General features: G+C 72.0%; 11 protein-coding genes, 1 tRNA gene and 1 pseudogene. 4 read left to right on the top strand and 9 right to left on the bottom strand.

The window, feature by feature from the left end; all coding sequences use genetic code 11:
- Positions 1-10 precede the first annotated feature (10 nt).
- On the bottom strand, positions 11-481 hold the full coding sequence (locus FBZ83_RS04105) for a molybdopterin-dependent oxidoreductase (protein WP_247888132.1): 471 nt from the start codon (positions 479-481) through the stop codon (positions 11-13).
- A gap of 308 nt (positions 482-789) precedes the next feature.
- Here FBZ83_RS04105 and FBZ83_RS31755 point away from each other — a divergent pair.
- Positions 790-1122, top strand: a pseudogene (locus FBZ83_RS31755) (2-amino-4-hydroxy-6-hydroxymethyldihydropteridine diphosphokinase); the annotation flags it as partial.
- 183 nt (positions 1123-1305) lie between these two features.
- Here FBZ83_RS31755 and FBZ83_RS04095 read toward each other — a convergent pair.
- Entirely contained in the window at positions 1306-2034 is a 729-nt protein-coding gene (locus FBZ83_RS04095) for an SDR family oxidoreductase (protein WP_145681214.1), read from the bottom strand.
- A gap of 59 nt (positions 2035-2093) precedes the next feature.
- Positions 2094-2170 (bottom strand) — tRNA-Arg (locus FBZ83_RS04090).
- A 194-nt stretch (positions 2171-2364) separates the two neighbouring features.
- Between FBZ83_RS04090 and FBZ83_RS04085 the strand changes: the two genes are divergently transcribed.
- On the top strand, positions 2365-4170 hold the full coding sequence (locus FBZ83_RS04085; protein WP_145681213.1) for a hypothetical protein: 1806 nt from the start codon (positions 2365-2367) through the stop codon (positions 4168-4170).
- 20 nt (positions 4171-4190) lie between these two features.
- Here FBZ83_RS04085 and FBZ83_RS04080 read toward each other — a convergent pair whose 3' ends face one another.
- The 5 genes from FBZ83_RS04080 to FBZ83_RS04060 all read right to left on the bottom strand — a co-directional run bounded on the left by FBZ83_RS04080 (position 4191) and on the right by FBZ83_RS04060 (position 9831).
- Positions 4191-5501 (bottom strand): bifunctional folylpolyglutamate synthase/dihydrofolate synthase, encoded by a 1311-nt coding sequence (locus tag FBZ83_RS04080; protein ID WP_145681212.1) that lies wholly within the window; start codon positions 5499-5501, stop codon positions 4191-4193.
- Positions 5502-5508: 7 nt separating this feature from the next.
- Positions 5509-6489 carry an acetyl-CoA carboxylase, carboxyltransferase subunit beta gene (gene accD / locus FBZ83_RS04075; RefSeq protein WP_145681211.1) on the bottom strand — a complete coding sequence of 327 codons (981 nt, stop codon included), beginning with the start codon at positions 6487-6489 and terminating at the stop codon, positions 5509-5511.
- A 63-nt stretch (positions 6490-6552) separates the two neighbouring features.
- Positions 6553-7395 (bottom strand): tryptophan synthase subunit alpha, encoded by an 843-nt coding sequence (trpA, locus tag FBZ83_RS04070; protein ID WP_145681210.1) that lies wholly within the window; start codon positions 7393-7395, stop codon positions 6553-6555.
- Positions 7392-8609: a tryptophan synthase subunit beta gene (trpB, locus tag FBZ83_RS04065; RefSeq protein WP_145675084.1), complete on the bottom strand. Its 1218-nt coding sequence runs from the start codon at positions 8607-8609 to the stop codon at positions 7392-7394. The genes trpA and trpB overlap by 4 nt, the downstream gene beginning before the upstream one ends.
- Before the next feature lie 172 nt (positions 8610-8781).
- Positions 8782-9831 carry an amino acid ABC transporter substrate-binding protein gene (locus FBZ83_RS04060; protein WP_145681209.1) on the bottom strand — a complete coding sequence of 350 codons (1050 nt, stop codon included), beginning with the start codon at positions 9829-9831 and terminating at the stop codon, positions 8782-8784.
- A 205-nt stretch (positions 9832-10036) separates the two neighbouring features.
- Here FBZ83_RS04060 and FBZ83_RS32255 point away from each other — a divergent pair, with 205 nt between their 5' ends.
- Entirely contained in the window at positions 10037-13690 is a 3654-nt protein-coding gene (locus FBZ83_RS32255) for an ATP-binding protein (RefSeq protein WP_145681208.1), read from the top strand.
- 169 nt (positions 13691-13859) lie between these two features.
- Entirely contained in the window at positions 13860-16244 is a 2385-nt protein-coding gene (locus FBZ83_RS04050; protein WP_145681207.1) for a sensor histidine kinase, read from the top strand.
- A 9-nt stretch (positions 16245-16253) separates the two neighbouring features.
- Here the strand turns inward: FBZ83_RS04050 and FBZ83_RS04045 are convergent, their stop codons facing one another.
- A complete protein-coding gene (locus tag FBZ83_RS04045) occupies positions 16254-17615 on the bottom strand; it encodes an NAD(P)/FAD-dependent oxidoreductase (RefSeq protein WP_145681206.1) in 1362 nt (453 codons plus the stop codon).
- Positions 17616-17779: the final 164 nt, after the last annotated feature.

Raw genomic sequence — 17779 nt, 5'->3', positions numbered from 1 at the left:
GAGGGTGCCTTCACTTCACGGTCAACCGGGCGACCTGCCAGACCGAGCGTCCGAAATACTTCTGCCGGTTGGCTTCCGGATCATGGTCGAAATCATAGACGATGAACAGCGGCCCCTTGTCGCTGACCGGCATGTAGGCCCCGTCGCGCTTCAGCGCCAGGATCACCTTGCGGTTCCGCACGTCGTCCATGGGGATTTCGCCGGTGTAGTCGTTCAGCGCCGTCGCGGTCAGCGTTTCCCCGCGCGCCTCCAGACGCTCCATCAGCCGGGCCAGCGGCACGCCCTCGAAGGTCACCTTTTCCTTGTACCAGGGCGTGGCGGTGGTGAAGGACACCATGCCGAGCGCCTCCAGCATGGGGCGGTCGAAGACCGCCATGCCGTCGCGGTTGGTCGTGCCGATCAGGCCCGACACGACCAGGATCGGCTTTTCCGTCGGCTCCGGCAGGGATCCGGCGCCAGCCGGGCTGGCAAGTACAAACAACGCCAGGGCGACAAAACGGCAAACAATTCCATTCACCATATCGGCTAACCGTCGGCAATTCGGCCTTTCAACCTTTATCATGATTGCTTTCCACGAGCGTTCCAACGAAAATTCTGTAAAAAAAACCGTCCCAATTTTTACATACGGAAAGGTGTATCAAAATTCGTTCATTTTTCTCTGCGCTCATGACCATCATGTAACGATCCGGCGCCACCGTTTCCTGCGGCATTTCACAGATTTTCAACGCACATCCCGACCGAGGGAACGCCCCCGATGGAACGCCCCCTGATGGAACGCCCCCTGATGGAATGCCCATGGACGCTCTGATTCCGATGCCCGCCGCCTCTCTGCCGTTGACCGGCCACATCCTGGGAATCGGAACGAACCTGGACCCGGAGCGGAACGCGGCGCGGATCGCCGCCCGGCTGGCCGATCTCTTCGGCCGCGTCCTGCTCAGCCGCTTCTACCGGACGGCGCCGGTCGGCATGGCGAGCGCCCATCCCTTCGTCAACTACGTCGCCTATGTGCCGAGCGCGCTGGACCCCGCCTGCTGCAAGGGGCTGTGCGTGGGGATCGAACTGGCGCTGGGCCGCGACCGCGACCACCCCGGCTGCAAGACGCGCGACCGGCCGGCCGACATCGACCTGATCGGACGGGTCGGCCGCTCCTTCCCGGCGGACGGCCTGGCGGCCCTGTGCCCGGACCCCTATCTGGCCGCCCCCTTCGCGGAGATCGCCGCGCTGCTGACCGGGAAGCCCGTCCCGCCGCCGCAGGGCGACCTGTGCGCCACCCCCCTGCCGGGCTGCAGCGTCGGCTCGCCCCGGTTAGGCGAGACGCCGGCCACCGTCCACCGCGACGACGGCGCCGGTCTGATAGTGGTTCTGGAGGATGGCCTCGACCGCCAGGCCGATGGCCTCCACCCCGCCCTCCTCGCCGAGCAGCGTCTCTGACAGCACCCGCGCCCGCGCCTCCGGGCCGTGCCACTCCTTGAACAGGATCGGCCCCGGCTGGACGACGTTGACCTTCACCTTGGGCGCCAGCCGCTTGGCGAAGGACAGCGCGAGGTTCTGCAGCCCGGCCTTGCTGGCGCAATAGGCGTCGAAGGCCGGGTTGGGGTTGTCGGCGTAGATGTCGGTGATGTGGACGATGTCGGCCCGCCGCGCCGAGCAGGCGCCCAGCAGCGGCGCCAGTTCGCGATTCAGCGCGAAGGGGGCGCGGACATGCACGGCGTGGAAGACGTCGAGCTGCCGCAGCGCGTCCGCGGTGTCCGCCGCCGTCACCTCGAAGGCCGAGGCGTTGTGGACGACCGCCCGCAGGCTGCCCGCCACGCCCCGCACGGCGTCGGCCAGCCGCGGCCCGCCGTCCGGATCGGCGAGATCGCCGTGCAGGCAGACCGCCCCGGCGGCGCGCAGCCGTTCCAGATCGTCGGTGGACGTGCGGTAATGGGCGATGACCGGGTGCCCCAGCGCCATCATCCGCTCGGCCAGATGCAAGCCGACGCGGCGGCCCGCGCCGGTGACGAGAACGGCGTCCTGCAACAGGGGTGCGGTCATGGGGAAGCCCTTCGGCAGAGGGCCGGTTGACGGACGGCGGAACCGGTCGCGGAAGGCGGTGGTGACCCCGGCTGGACTCGAACCAGCTGCCTACGGTTTAGGAAACCGTCGCTCTATCCAGATGAGCTACGGGGCCACGGCGCTGAACATAGCGGCTCCGCCACGACTTGCCAACCATCCGTCTCCGGGCCGTCTCCGGACCGTCCCCGGGCCTTCTCCGGCCGCACGCCGGGGCGGCATGCCGAAAAGATCACCGCCGAACCCGGCGCGGCGCGCGGGGCGGCCGGCGAATCCGCTGGGCATGGGCCCGCCGCTGCGTATACTGCGCCCATGGCACGCATGCTTTACCTGCGCGACATCGAGGTCGATGTGCACGTCCGCTGCCGCGCCTGCGGCCACGAGGGCGTGCTGCCGCGCGCGGACATGAACCGGCGCTTCGGCCCCAATTATCCGGTCCTGTCCATCGCCCCCCATTACCGCTGCTCGCGCTGCAACTCCCGCGACACCGAAAGCCGCCCGGCGCCCCCGCCCTTCTCGACGCCCGTGACGGCGACGTCCTCGCAGGAGGACGCCCCGTCCTTCGCCGCCCCTTTGGCCGCCCTGCAAGGGCTGCTCGACGCGATGCGGGGCCGTGGCGACGCGATGGACGGGCCGGAGGAGGACGCCGCCCCCGTGCCGGCCGCCCCTCTGCCCGCCACGGCCCGGCCCGTCGCTGCGCTGGATCCGGACCTGGCGTTGGAGTTGGAGTTGGAGCGGCTGGCCGCGGACGGTGATGCCGCCCCGGAGTCGGGCCGCCGCCCGCTGTGGGAGCCGGTGTCGCTCGCCGATCTCGCCGGCCACGACGAGGACGGCCACCACGACGATGACGACGGCGCGGCCGACGAGGCCGCGTGGGACGACGACGAGGACTGGGGTGCGCGCCGCTGGACGCTCGCGGACCGGGATGCGGACGAGAGCAGGGACGGGGGCAGGGACGAGGGCGGAGACGACGAGGACAATCGGGTCGAACCTGCGCCTCCGGCCCCGGCCCCCCGGGTGAGCCAGCCGGTTGCCGCGGACGACCCCGACGACGACGCCTCCCGCTCCTTCGACCGCACCATCGCGGCGCTCCGCAGCATCCTGGACGGCCGCGGCGACGGCGCCCGCGCGGAGGAACCGCCAGTCCCGCCGGTCCCGCCCCCTGCCCCAGCCATGATCCCCGCCTTTTCGCTCAAGGACGCCGTCGAATCCCGCTACGACGAACCCGACGAATTGGGCAGGGACGAACTGGACGGAGGCGAACAGGACGGAGACGACGGGGCGGAGCCGTCCAACGACGACATCCTGGGCTTCGCCATCCGCGACCCCGACAAGGCTCCTCCCCCGTGGGAGCGCGTTCGGGAGCGCGACCCCGCGTCCGTCGGCAGCGAACCGCTGGACCGCACCATCGCCGCCCTGCGCAGCATGGTGCAGAAGGCCGCCGCCGACCGCGACGAGGATGAGGACGGCGACGACCGGGACGGCGGCGTCGTGACCCCGCTGTTCGGCCGGTCGCGCAAGCCCGCCGACGACCTCGACAGCGATGCGGACGCCGACGACAACCTTGAGGACAACGGCCCCGAGGACGACGAAGCGGCGGATCGGCACGCTGGCGCCGACGATGCCTTCTGGAACCGCGCCGGCACGGACGACGCTCCGGACAAGGACGGCGCCCCGGTGCCGCGCAAATCCGCCCAGGAACAGGACATGGAGGAGGCGTTGCGCGCCCTGCGCGCGCTCGTCGAGGCGGAGAACGATCTCGACGAGCCGCCCACCCCGGCCTGGAAAAGCGACGCGCCCACCCGCCCCGAGGCGAGCGCCCTGCCCGGCTTCAAGCCGTTGCCGCGCCCCGCGCCGCAAAGGGCCCCGGACGACGACGAGGACGACGAGCCTTTGGACCTCGTCCCGCCGGTCCCGGCGGCCGAATTGGAAAAAGTCAAGCCGGAAAAGCCCGCTTCGGAAAAGCCCGCCCCGGAAAAGCCCAGGCCCGGCGCCGGCAAACGGACCGAAAGCAACGAGTCCGGGAAGAAGGCGGCCAAGGACGATTCGGGCACGCTCGGCAAGACCCTCGCCGCGCTGCGCAACATGCTGGAGCTGGACGGCAAGCAGGGGCGCTGACGCCCCCGCTCGACCGTGGTTCAGCCGTTCTCCGCCAGGACCGTGCCGGCCAGATAGAGCGAGCCGCAGATCAGCACGCGGGCCGGACCCGTGACCCGCCCCGCCAGATCCTCCAGGGCGCTGCCCGCGTCCGCCGCCGCCGCGCTGTCGGCGATGCCACAGGCGCGGGTGGCTGCGGCGGTGTCCTCGGCCGTCAGCGACGCCTCCTCTCCGGGGATGGCGACGGTGCGGGCGGCGGTGACGAAGGGCGCCAGCGGACCCAGGAATTCCCGCGGCTCCTTGCTCGCCAGCATCCCATAGACCAGCAGCAGCGGCCGTTCCGGCTCCCCCTCCGCCCAGCGCGCGGCCTGGACGGCCAGCACCTCGCCCGCGGAATCGTTGTGGCCGCCGTCCAGCCACAGCTCCCAGCCGGCGGGCAGCCCGTCGGCCAGCGGGCCGCGGGTCAGCCGCTGCAGACGGGCCGGCCACTCCACGGCGGCGAGGCCGCGGCGCACCGCCGCGTCGTCGACCGCCTCGGCCACCGCGACCGGCAGATGGTCCAGGCAGGCCAGTGCCACCCCGGCGTTGACGATCTGGTGCGCCCCGGCCAGCCCCGGCAGCGGCAAATCGATGCGACGGCGGTCGCTCTCGAAGCGGAAACCACCCTCGGTCGGGGTGACCGACCAGCCGGAAACCGGTGCGCCCACCGTCTCGGCCCGGATGGCCAGGGTGCGGGCGGCCTCCTCCGCGGGCTGCGGATAGATCACGGCGGGAACGCCCGGCTTGAAGATGCCGGCCTTCTCGCCCGCGATGGCCTCCAGCGTGTCGCCGAGGAACTGGCGGTGGTCGTAGGAGATGCGCGTGATCGCGGTGACCGCCGGGCGGTCCACCACGTTGGTGGCGTCCAGCCGCCCGCCCAGCCCGGTTTCCAGAAGCACCACGTCCGCCGGCTCCCGCGCGAAGGCGAGGAGGGCGGCGACCGTCGTCACCTCGAAGAAGGTGATGGGTCCGCCGCCGTTGGCGACCTCGCACTCCTCCAGCAGGGCGGCCAGCCGGTCGTCGTCGATCAGCGTGCCGGCCAGCCGGATGCGCTCGTGGAAGCGCACGAGGTGGGGCGAGGTGTAGACATGCACCCGCAGCCCCGCGGCCTCCAGCATGGCCCGCAGGAAGGCGAGCGTGGAGCCCTTGCCGTTGGTGCCCGCCACATGGACCACCGGCGGCAGGCGCCGCTCCGGATGGCCCAGCGCGGCGAGCAGCCGGTGCACGCGGTCCAGCGACAGGTCGATGACCTTGGGGTGCAGACCCTTCAGCCGGTCGAGAACCGGATCGGCGAGCGACTCAGCGAGCGGCATGGCGGGATCAGGCCGGCTGCTCGGAGCCAGTCCTCTCGGCGCCCGCCTGGGACGGCGTCTCGTCGGCCGCCTCAGCCTGGCTGCGCGGCTCCTCCGCCGGAACGGCCGCGGCCGGCAGCGCTTCCGGCGCCACGGCCAGGACCGGCTGCATCAGCAGGGTCAGGACGCGCGACAGGGTCGGGCGCAGGTCGCGGCGATGGACCACCATGTCCACCATGCCGTGTTCCTGGAGATACTCGGAGCGCTGGAAGCCCTCCGGCAGGGTCTCGCGGATCGTGCTCTCGATCACGCGGGCGCCGGCGAAGCCGATCTGCGCGCCCTTCTCGGCGATGTGGATGTCGCCGATCATCGCGAAGGAGGCGGTGACGCCGCCGGTCGTCGGGTCGGTCAGCACCACGATGTAGGGCAGGCCGGCTTCCTTGACCATCTCCACCGCGATGGTGGTGCGCGGCATCTGCATCAGCGACAGGATGCCTTCCTGCATGCGCGCCCCGCCCGAGGCCGGGACGACGATCAGCGCCGCCTTCTGGGCGATGGCGGTGCGGGCGGCGGCCAGGATGCCCTCGCCCACCGCGATGCCCATCGAGCCGCCCATGAAGCCGAAGTCGAAGGCCGCGACGACCGCCGGCTGCCCGCCGATCAGGCCGGAGCCGACGACGATGGCGTCATGCCGGCCCGTCTTGGTCTGGGCTTCCTTCAGGCGGTCGGTGTAGCGCTTCTGGTCGCGGAACTTCAGCGGATCGACCACCGACTTGGGCAGCTCGACCGACTGGTAGTCGCCCTCGTCGAACATCGAGGCCAGCCGCTTGATCGGGTCCAGCCGCATGTGGAAGCCGCAATGCTGGCAGACGTTGAGGTTCTCCTCCAGATCGCGGTGGAAGAGCATCGCCTCGCAGCTCGGGCACTTGTGCCAGAGGTTGTCGGGAACCTCCTTGCGGGCATAGAGGGCGCGGATCTTGGGGCGGACGTAGTTGGTAAGCCAGTTCATCGAATTCTTCCTGATATCCCGCTCAGCCGGCGCTCGCAGCCCGGCGATCTAGGCCCGACGCACTCAGACGCGCGCGCCGCGCACGCCGCCGGCCAGTTCCCGGACGAAGCCCAGCACATCCTCGGCCAGACCCGGGCGGGCCTTGCCGTCCGCGTCCAGCCCGCCGGCCAGCCGCGTGACGATGGCCGAGCCGACCACCGCCGCGTCAGCGACGCGGGCGACGTCGGCCGCCTGCTCCGGCGTCTTGATGCCGAAGCCGACCGCCACCGGCAGGTCGGTGTGGCGCTTCAGGCGCTCCACCGCGGCGCCCACCGCGGCGTTGTCGGCGCTGGCAGCACCGGTGATGCCGGCGATCGACACGTAATAGACGAAGCCCGAGGTGTTCTGGAGCACCGCCGGCAGGCGCTTGTCGTCGGTGGTCGGCGTCGCCAGCCGGATGAAGTTCACCCCGGCCTTCAGCGCCGGAATGCACAGCTCCTCGTCCTCTTCGGGCGGCAGGTCGACGACGATCAGCCCGTCCACCCCGGCCGCGATGGCGTCGGCCAGGAAGCGGTCCACCCCATAGGCGTGGATCGGGTTGTAATAGCCCATCAGGATCACCGGCGTGTCGGCGTCCGTTTCGCGGAAGCCGCGCACGAGGTCCAGCGTCTTGCGCGCCGTCGTCCCGGCGTGCAGCGCGCGCAGGCTGGCCGCCTGGATCGCCGGGCCGTCGGCCATCGGGTCGGAGAAGGGCAGCCCCAGCTCGATCAGGTCGGCGCCGGCGGCGGGCAGGCCGTGCAGGACGGCGCGGCAGGTCTCCAGATCCGGGTCGCCCGCGGTGATGAAGGTGACGAGGCCGGCGCGGCCCTCCGCCTTCAACGCGGCGAAACGCTTGGCGATGCGGCCATGGTCAACAGCGACACTCACAGCTTCACTCCCAGATGCTGGGCGACGGAGAAGATGTCCTTGTCGCCGCGGCCCGACAGGCAGAGCACCATCAGGTGGTCCTTGGGCAGTTTCGGGGCGCGCTTCACGATCTCCGCCAGCGCGTGCGCCGATTCCAGCGCGGGGATGATGCCCTCGGTGCGGGCGCAGAGCTGGAAGGCGTCCAGCGTCTCCTGGTCGGTGGCCGAGACATACTCGACGCGCCCGATGTCGTGCAGCCAGGAATGCTCCGGCCCGACGCCCGGATAGTCGAGGCCGGCGGAGATGGAATGGCCCTCCAGGATCTGCCCGTCCTCGTCCTGCAGCAGGTAGGTGCGGTTGCCGTGCAGCACGCCGGGGCGCCCGCCGGTGATCGAGGCGGCGTGGGCCAGCGGCCCCTTGTCGATGCCGTGGCCGGCGGCCTCGACCGCGACCATCTGCACCGACGGGTCGTCGAGGAAGGGATGGAACAGGCCGATGGCGTTGGAGCCGCCGCCGACGCAGGCGACGAGGCTGTCGGGCAGGCGGCCCTCCAGCTCCTGCATCTGCACGCGCACCTCATCGCCGATCACCGACTGGAAGTCGCGGACCATGGCGGGGTACGGGTGCGGGCCGGCGGCGGTGCCGATCAGGTAATAGGTGTCGGCGACGTTGGTGACCCAGTCGCGCAGCGCCTCGTTCATCGCGTCCTTCAGCGTCCGCGCGCCGGAGGTCACCGGAACCACCTCGGCCCCGAGCAGCTTCATGCGGAAGACGTTGGGTTGCTGGCGGGCGATGTCGGTCTCGCCCATGTAGATGACGCAGGGCATGTCGAACAGCGCGCAGACCGTGGCGGTCGCCACGCCGTGCTGGCCGGCGCCCGTCTCGGCGATGATCCGCTTCTTGCCCATGCGGCGGGCGAGCAGGATCTGGCCGATGCAGTTGTTGATCTTGTGCGCGCCGGTGTGGTTCAGCTCCTCGCGCTTGAAGTAGATCTTCGCGCCGCCGAGCTTCTCCGTCAGGCGTTCGGCGTAGTAGAGCGGGTTCGGGCGGCCGACATACTGCTTGAGATGCTCGCGGATCGCGCCGTCGAAGGCGGGATCGGCCCGGGCCTCGCGGTAGGCTTTCTCCACCTCAAGGATCAGGGGCATCAGCGTCTCGGCGACGAAGCGTCCGCCATAGATGCCGAAATGCCCGCGCTCGTCGGGACCGGAACGGTAGGTGTTGGGTCTGGTCATGGCCTGGGAAACTGCCTGAAGCGGGCCGCTCGGCGCCCGGAAGGCGCCACCATAGCGGCGGTTCGCCCGGATTTGAAGCGTTCGCCGAACCTTTCGCCGAACATGCCCACAACATGGGAAAAGCCGCGGCGAAGGCAATGAGACGACTCGGCATGGCAGAGCGCCGCCCTCCTCACCCCCCCAGCGGCGGGGCGTAATGCAGGCCGCCGTTCATCCACAGCCCGTTCATCCCCCGCTCGATGCCCAGCGGCGAGGCGGCGCCCAGATGGCGGTCGAAGATTTCGCCGTAATTGCCGACCTGGGTGACGACGCGGAAGGCCCAGCCGTCGTCCAGCCCCAGCCCCCAGCCGACCCCGGCGGCGGCCCCGAGGAAGCGGCGCACCTCCGGGTCCTGCGCCTCCCCCTTCAGGCGGGCGGCGTTGGCGGCGGTGATCCCCTTCTCCTCGGCCAGGACGGTGGCCAGGAACACCCAGCGCACGATGTCGAACCACCGCCGCTCGTCCGGGCGGACCATCGGCCCCAGCGGCTCCTTGGAGATCGCCTCCGGCAGGATGACGTAGTCCTCGCGCTCGGGGGCCTTCAGCAGGCGCTGGGCGTGCAGGCCGATGCGGTCGCTGGTGTAGAGGTCGCAGTGGTGGTTGAAGAAGGCCGACAGCGCCCCCTCGGTCGAGCGCACCGGCTTCAGGCGGAAGCGCACCCCGGTGCGGGCCATCCAGTCCTCCAGGTTGCGCAGGCTGGTGGTCTGCTCGATCACGCAGACCGAGGCGCCGGCCGGCAGGTCGGACAGGCGGGCGATGTTCTGGGCGCGGTGCGCGATGAACCCCTGGCCATCGAACAGGTAGACCACCGGGAAACCGATGCCGAAGGTGGCGTCGCGCTGCAGGGTCCAGGTCGTGCCCTCCATCACCACGTCCACCTCGCCGTTGCGCAGGATGGCGAAGCGGTTCTCGGAGTTGGTCTCGACGAACTCCACCCGGTCGGCGTGGCCGGCGACGGCGGCGGCCAGCGCCCGGCACATGTCCACGAAGAAGCCGCGCCAGTGGCCGCTGTCGTCCACCGTCGCCAGACCGGCCCCGCTGGACGAGACGCCACAGCGCAGCAGCCCGCGGTCGCGCACGTCCTCCAGCGTCTCGGCGCGCGCAGCGCCGGACGGCGCGGCCAACGCCGCCGCGAGAACCAGCGCGACCGCCGCACCCCGCGCGAAAGACCGGACCAAGCCCATCGGGCACCTCTCCCTGCCGCCTGCGCTTCAGCTTCGGTCGGCAACCTGGGCGGGTCAAGCCCGCCAAGGCGCCCGGCGCCTTCCCCGGCAGCGTCCGATTGCGCCGGGTATTGCGCCACGCAGTGCGCCAAAGGGGGGGTGTGAATTGCGCCCGGCCGATTGCCCGTGTTATCTCAATCGGACGACAAGAAATCGAGGCACGGGCATGCCCCTTCCCCGGCTGGGCGTGGCGTTTCGCATCCTGGCGGGTCTGACCGTGATCGCCGGCCTGACCGCCGCCACCGGCGTGGTGGCCGTTTCCCTCTTCGGCCGCTTCCACCAGGGGTTCGAGCAGATCGCCACGGCCAAGGTGCCGGGCCTCGTCAACGCCTCGCAGCTCGCCCAGCAGAGCGGCACGCTGGCCGCCAACGCACCGGCCCTGGTGGCGGTGCAGAGCCAGTCGGTGCGCGAATCGGTGATGGCCCGGCTGAGCGACCAGATCGCCCTGCTGGAAGACCTGATGACCCGGCTGCGCGACCGCGGCACCGACGTGGCCGACGTGGCGGAGCTGCAGCGCCGCAAGAACGAGCTGGTCGCCAACCTGATGACCCTGAACACCCAGGTGGAGCGCCAGCTCGCCGCCGCGGCGGAGACGGGCGGGCTGGTCGGCCGCCTGATCCAGCTCGCCGAGCGCATCCGCGACGCCGAGCGGTCGCTGCGGGACGAGGCCCCGGTTCCGCGGACCCTGGCCGAGCTGGAAGGGTCCCAGGACGCCGAACGGCGGGTCGACCTGTGGACGGCGGAGGCGCAGCACGCCATCCTGCTGATGCTCGCCGCCTCCCGCGCCGACCACGAGGCGCGGGTGGAGCGGCTGCGCCAGGAGTACCGCGCCGCGATGGACCGCGCGGCGGAGGCGGTGTCCGGCCTGCCGCCGGGCACTGCCTTCGACCTGGAGCCGCTGTATCGGGAACTGGAGGCGCTGGGGCTCGGCGAGCACAACCTGTTCGCCAGTCGCCTGACGGAAATCGGGCTGGCGCGCGCCATCAAGGGGTCGATCACCCGCAACCAGAACGTTTCCGACCGGCTGGTCGGCGCGGTGTCCGACCATTTCCTGGCCATCGAGCAGGACATCGCCGCCCGCTCCGGCGAGTTCGAGCGGGTGATCCGCGACGGCAAGAACGCCATCCTGGCGATGGCCGTGGTCTCGATCCTCGGCGCGCTCGGCATCTTCCTCTACATCCACCGCAACGTGGTGCGGCGGCTGCGCGGGCTCCAGACGGCCATGACCGCGTCGGCCGCCGGTCGGTCCGTCGCCATCCCCACCCACGGGCAGGACGAGATCGCCGACATGGCGCGCGCCCTGCATTACTTCGTCGCCACCATCCGCTCGCGCGAGCACGCCCTGTCGGACAGCGAGCGCCGCCTGCGCGCGATCCTGGAGCAGAGCCCGGTCGGCGTGTCGATCGGGCGGCCCGACGGCTCCGTCGCCTTCGCCAACGCCCGTGCGGCGGAGCTGGCCGGCCTGCCGCCGGACGCCTTCGTCGGGCGCCGCCACGCGCTCGCCCTGCCCGGCGCCACCCTGCACGGGCGCGCCCTGCCGCAGGACGGCCCCGGTCTGGTCGCCCGCGACGTCGAGGTGGCGGTGGACCGGCCCGACGGCAGCCGCGTCTGGGCGCTCCAGACCCTCCAGCGCACCGAGTTCGAGGGGGAGCCGGCGATCCTCGCCTGGAGCTACGACATCACCGGCCGCAAGCGCGCCGAGGAGGACCTGCGCCACGCCAAGGAGCAGGCGGAGGTCGCCGCCCGCTCCAAGTCGGAGTTCCTGGCGACCATGAGCCACGAGATCCGCACCCCGATGAACGGCGTGCTGGGCATGCTGGAGCTGATCGCCCTGACCCCGCTGGACGCCGAGCAGACCGAGCTGGTCACCACCGTGCGCGACAGCGCCACGGCGCTGCTGCGGATCATCGACGACATCCTCGACCTGTCCAAGATCGAGGCCGGCAAGCTCGACCTCGACGAAATGGACCTCGACCCGCGCGAGCTGGTGGAGGGGGTGGCGGAGCTGCTGGCCCCGCAGGCCCACCAGAAGGCGCTGCTGCTGGTCTGCGACCTCGACCGCAAGGTGCCTGCGGCGGTGCGCGGCGATCCCGGCCGGCTGCGCCAGATCCTGTTCAACCTGACGGGCAACGCGATCAAGTTCACCGACGCCGGCCGGGTCGTCCTGCGCACCCGGCTGGAGCCGTCCGCCGCCGGGTCGGAGCGGCTGCGCCTGCGCTTTTCGGTGGAGGACACCGGCATCGGCATCAGCGGCGCCGGACAGGCCCGCCTGTTCCAGCCCTTCAGCCAGGCCGACAGCTCGACCACCCGCCGCTTCGGCGGGACCGGGCTGGGGCTGGCCATCTGCGCTCGTCTGGTCGAGATGATGGGCGGGCGCATCGGGGTGGAATCGGCGCCGGGCTGCGGCTCCACCTTCTGGTTCACGGTGGATCTGGCGCCGGGCGACCCGCAATCCACCCCGCGCGACGACACCGACCTCTCCGGCCTGTCCATCATCGTGGCCGAGCCCGACCCGGTGCAGCGCTCCGTGCTGATCCGCGCGCTGGAGGACAAGCGCGCCGCCGTCGCCGACGCCACGACGGCGGACGAGGCGGTGGAACTGCTGACGATGGCCGACGCCGACCTGCTGATCCTGTCCGACGGCCTGCTGGAACACCATCCCGACGACGCGCCCGGCGCGCCCAACCCGCGGCTGTCCGCTCCGGCGGTGCTCGCCCGCATCGCCGCCGCCGGAGCCCGCCCGCCGCCCACGCTGCATCTGGTGGACGGGCGGGAGCAGGCCGGCGACTGCCTGCCGGACGGCGAGGAGGACGGCCGGACGGACGCCGGGGAACCGCCGCGCCACGACCATCTCGGCCGCCCGATCCGCCGCGACGCCCTGTTCCGCCGTCTGGCCGCCCTGGCCGGACGCGCCGTTTCCCCGGAGCGCCCCGCCGACCCCGCGTCCTCCGCGGCGGACGGCGGACGAGCCGCCCTCGACACGGCTTCCCCCGACACCGATTCCCTCGGCATGGCGTCGCCCGCTGCGGCCCCGCCGGCGATCCTGGTGGCGGAGGACCATCCGACCAACCAGCAGGTGATCCTGCGCCAGCTCCGCCAGCTCGGCTTCGAGGCCGACCTGACCGGCGACGGGCTGGAGGCGCTGACCGCCTGGCGGGCGCGGCCCTACCGGCTGCTGATCACCGATTGCCACATGCCGCGCATGGACGGCTACGAGCTGTCGCGCCAGATCCGCAGCGCCGAGTCGGTTGCCGAGTCGGGCGGCGTCCCCCGCCCGCGCACCGGCATCATCGCCATGACCGCCAACGCCCTGGCGGGGGAGATGGAGCGCTGCACCGCCGCGGGCATGGACGACTACATCGCCAAGCCGGTGACCCTGCGGCAGCTCGCCGTCGCCCTGAACCGCGCGTTCGGCGAGGGCAGCGCCGCAGCCCCCGACGAGCCTCCCGCGGCGGAGGCCGCCGGGGCGGAAGACCGGGCGCTCGACCTCGACCATGTCCGCACCACCTTCGGCGCGCTCGACGGGATGGCGCTGGACATGCTGGACTTCTTCTTGGAAACCACCCGCCCGCTGCTGGACGAGGCCGCCGCCGCCCTGGAGCGCAACGACCTGGAGGCCCTGCGCGGCGCCGCCCACACGCTGGCCGGGGCCGCCCGCACGGCGGGGGCCGAGCGGCTGGGCCGCAGCGCCTCCACCCTGGAACTCGCGGCCCACCACGGCGACCGGGACGGGGCGGCGCAGGCCCTGGCGGCGGTGCGCGCCGCCTATCCGGCGGTGGAAACGGCGATCCGCGCCCTGCGGGTCGGAGAAGCGGTGTGAGGGCCTCCGAACGGGCCGTGCGCACCGGGCCGTGAAATCGGGCCGTGAAATCGGGCCATGGAATCGGGCCATGCAGTCGGGTCGTGCGAAAGGGCTGCGCCATCTCCGAAAGTGGCACCACCGCCGGCCCGCCTTGCTCCGCCGGGAGGCGTGGACTAGTCTCACCCGCGTGAGTGTCTTGACCCGATCATACGCCTTCGCCGCGCTGGGGCTGGCGGTGGGAGTCGGCCTGATGGCCGGGCCCTCCGGCTCGCCCACCATGCTTGGCTTTGCCGGCGTCCTCGGCGCCGCCGGCTTCGGCGGGCTGTTCTGGACCGGCCGGGAACGCCGCCGCAGCGACCGGCTGGCGGCCGACGTCGCGCGCCTGGAGGCCCTGTTGGCCGCCGCGCCCCACCCCTGGTGCGCCTGGGACGCCAGTGGTGGCGTCAGCGCGGCGCCCGGCTGCTCCCGGCTGCTCGGCGCGGTGCCGGGCCAGGACATCGCGAACGCCTTCACCGACGCCGACGCTCCGCGCGTCGCCGAAGCCGTCCGCCGCCTGCGCGCCGCGGGCGAGGGTTTCCGACTCGAGGCGACGACCCGCGGCGGGCGGCGCCTGCTGCTGAGCGGGCAACGGTCCGCCGAGCCGTCCACCACGACGGATGCCTCCGGGCATCAGGACGTCGTCTGGCTGGAGGACGTCACCGACCGCAGCGCCGAGCGCGATGGGCTGGCCCAGGGGCGGCGCGACGCCGAGGCCGCGCTGGCCGAGCTGCGCGCGGCGGTGGACGCCCTGCCGCTGCCGGTGTGGCTGCGCGGGACCGGGCAGATGCTGTCCTGGTGCAACCGCGCCTACGCCCGCGCCGTGGATTCGGAGCCCGCCGCCGTTCCGGACAGCGGCCGGGAGCTGACCGCGGACGGCGCCGGGCGCGCCCTGGCGCAGCGGGCGCTGCACAGCGGGGTCGCCCAGTCGGAGCGGGTCTCCGCCGTCATCGGCAGCGAGCGCCGCCTCCTGGAGGTCACCGAGGCCCCCCTGCCCTCCCCCGACGGCGGCACGCTGGTCGTCGGCTACGCGCTGGACGTCACGGCGGTGGAGGAGATGCGCGGCGAGCTGAGCCGCCACCTCGCCGCCCACGCCGAGGTGCTGGAGCGGCTGGGGGCGGCCATCGCCATCTTCGGCGCCGACACGCGGCTGACCTTCTTCAACCAAGCCTACGCCCGGCTGTGGGACCTGGAGGAGTCCTGGCTGCGCAGCCAGCCCACCCACGGCGAGATCCTGGAGGAGCTGCGCACCCGCCGCCGCCTGCCCGAATACGCCGACTACCAGAGCTACAAGCGCGAGCGGCTGAGCCGCTACACCCGCCTGCTGGAGCCGGTCGAGGAGCTGATGCACCTGCCGGACGGCACGACGCTGCGCAGCCTCGCCGCCCCCCACCCGCTGGGCGGGCTGATGCAGATCCTGGAGGACGTGACCAACACGCTGGCCCTGGAATCCTCCTACAACACGCTGATCGCCGTGCAGCAGGAGACGCTGGACAATCTGGCCGAGGGCATCGCGGTGTTCGGCGGCGACGGCCGGCTGAAGCTGTCCAACCCGGCCTTCGCGCGGGTCTGGGACCTCGACGACGACGACCTGCTGGGCGAGCCGCACATCTCCGCCCTGTTCGAGCGGATGCGGCCCTTCCTGGAGAATGGCGGCGACTGGGACAGCCTGAAGGACGAGATGATCGGCGCGACGCTGGAGCGCGCCGTGCGCTCGGGCCGGCTGGAGCGGGCGGACGGCTCGGTGGTCGAGTTCTCCACCCTGCCGCTGCCCGACGGGGCGGTGCTGAACAGCTATCTCGACGTCACCGACAGCGCCCGGCTGGAGCAGGCGCTGCGCGCCTCCAACGCCGCGCTGGAGGCCGCCGACCAGTTGAAGAGCGAGTTCATCGCCAACGTCTCGCACCATCTGCGCAACCCGCTGAACGGCATCATCGGCTTCGCCGAGGTGCTGGCGAACCAGTATTTCGGCGAACTGAATCCGCGCCAGATCGAGTATGTGAAGGGCGTGCTGAACGCCGGCGAGCGGCTGCTGGAGCTGATCGACGACGTGGTCGACATGACCAGCCTGGGCGCCGGGGTGACCACGCTCGACCGTGGCACCGTGGACGTGCCCGACCTGCTGGAGACGGTGGGCGAGTTGACCCGCGAGTGGGCGCGGCGCGAGGGGCTGCGCCTCGACCTCACCGCCCCGTCGTCGCTGGGCGAGGCGGAGGGCGACGAGCGGCGGCTCAAGCAGGCGCTGTTCACCCTGGTCGTCGGCGCCATCCGCCACCCGCCGGCGGACCGCCGCATCCTGCTGTCCGGAGAGCGGAAAGCCGATGCCCTCGTGCTGACGGTGGGCAGCGGCACCGGGCCGGGCGAGGCCGCCCCGCCCTCGCGCTACGACCGCAACGACCCGCGCGGCGCCGCGGCGCTCGGCTTGTCGCTGGTCCGCAACGTCATGGAACTGCACGGCGGGCGGCTGGAGGTCGAGGAATGGCCGGGTCACGGCACCCGCTTCCGCTGCGTCCTGCCGCTCCCGCCCGCCCCCTGACCCGTCCGGTTAGCCCTGGCCGCGCCGCGCGTCGCGGAAGGGCTCGGCGCTCCCGCCGTGCGGCGAGGTGACGGATTCCGCGACCGACACCGGGCGGTCGGTGGTGATGAGACGCGCGCCGCGCTGGTAGGTCGCCCAGCGCCACAGCCATTGCATGGTGACCAGCACCCGCTTGTGGAAGTTCACCAGCAGATAGACGTGGACGATCGCCCACAGCACCCAGGCGAACCAGCCCTTCAGCTTGCGCGTCCCGAAATCGAAGACGGCGGCGCTGCGCCCGACGATGGCGGTGTTGCCGCGGTTGCGGAAGCGGAAGGGCTCCAGCGGCTGGCCGCGCAACAGGCTGGCCTCCAGCCCGCCGCCGAGATGCTCGCCCTGCTGCTTGGCGACCTGGGCCAGACCGGGCAGCGGCTTGCCGTCGTCGCCGGCCAGCGCCGCCGTGTCGCCCAGCGCGTAGACATCGGGCACGCCCGGCACCGCCATGTCGGCGTCGACCAGGATTCGCCCGCTGCGGTCGGTCTCCACCCCCAGCCAGGAGCCGGCGGGCGACGCCTTGACCCCGGCGCCCCACACGATGGCCCCCGCCGGGATGAAGCGCCCGCCGACCGTCGCACCCTCCGGCGTGATGCTCTCCACCGCCTGCCCGGTCAGCACGACGACGCCCAGCTCCTCCAGCTTGCGGCGGGCGTACTGGCCGAGGTCGTCGGGGAAGGTGGACAGGATGCGCGGCCCGGCCTCGACCAGCAGGACGCGGGCGGTGCGCGGGTCGATGCGGCGGAAGTCGCGGGCCAGCGCGAAGCGGGCCAGCTCGGCCACCGCCCCGGCCATCTCCACGCCGGTGGGGCCGCCGCCGACCACGATGGTGGTCATCAGCGCCTTCTGGCGGGCCGGGTCCTCGCACATCTCGGCCTGTTCGAAATTCATCAGCAGCCGGGCGCGGATCCGCCGGGCGTTCTCGATGGTCTTCAGGCCGGGGGCGATCTCCGCCCAGTCGTCGTGCCCGAAATAGCTGTAGGAGGAGCCGGTGGCCAGCACTAGCCGGTCGTAGGGGACGAAGCTGCCGTCGGCCAGCTCCACCCGCTTGGCCGTACGGTCGATGCCGGTCACCTCGCCCATCACCACGTCGATGTTGGGGTGGCGGCTGACGATGCGGCGGATCGGCTCGGCGATGTCGGCGGGCGACAGGGCGGCGGTCGCCACCTGATAGAGCAGCGGCACGAACAGGTGATAATTGTTCCGGTCGATGATGGTGACGCGGATGTTCGTCCCGCCCAGGGCCTCCGCGCAGGCCAGCCCGCCGAACCCCGCCCCGACGATCACGACATGGGGGCGGCGGTCCACGGGCGCGGGGGTGCGGTCGATCTGCGGCACGGCGGCAACCTCCGGTGACGTTGATCCTGCACCGTTAAACGCCGATGCGCCGCCGATGTTGCGGTGCATTCCGGAGCCTGAACAGAGGCTACGGTTGCCCCCACCCTTCCCATGCTGCGCATGGGCCCCTTCCCTCCCCCGCTTCGCAGGAGAGGGAGCTTATC

It is taken from the genome of Azospirillum brasilense (genome assembly GCF_007827815.1).
In the GTDB taxonomy this organism is placed as follows: domain Bacteria; phylum Pseudomonadota; class Alphaproteobacteria; order Azospirillales; family Azospirillaceae; genus Azospirillum; species Azospirillum brasilense_C.
Note: the sequence above shows the minus strand (reverse complement) of the source record. Positions and strands in the feature narration are given on the sequence as shown.

Bases quoted from the DNA above. Each gene is read 5' to 3' on its own strand.
- FBZ83_RS04060 (WP_145681209.1), bottom strand. From the start codon at position 9,831: ATGGGCTTGGTCCGGTCTTTCGCGCGGGGTGCGGCGGTCGCGCTGGTT.
- accD (WP_145681211.1), bottom strand. From the start codon at position 6,489: ATGAACTGGCTTACCAACTACGTCCGCCCCAAGATCCGCGCCCTCTAT.
- FBZ83_RS04080 (WP_145681212.1), bottom strand. From the start codon at position 5,501: ATGCCGCTCGCTGAGTCGCTCGCCGATCCGGTTCTCGACCGGCTGAAG.
- trpB (WP_145675084.1), bottom strand. From the start codon at position 8,609: ATGACCAGACCCAACACCTACCGTTCCGGTCCCGACGAGCGCGGGCAT.
- FBZ83_RS04095 (WP_145681214.1), bottom strand. From the start codon at position 2,034: ATGACCGCACCCCTGTTGCAGGACGCCGTTCTCGTCACCGGCGCGGGC.
- FBZ83_RS04085 (WP_145681213.1), top strand. From the start codon at position 2,365: ATGGCACGCATGCTTTACCTGCGCGACATCGAGGTCGATGTGCACGTC.
- FBZ83_RS32255 (WP_145681208.1), top strand. From the start codon at position 10,037: ATGCCCCTTCCCCGGCTGGGCGTGGCGTTTCGCATCCTGGCGGGTCTG.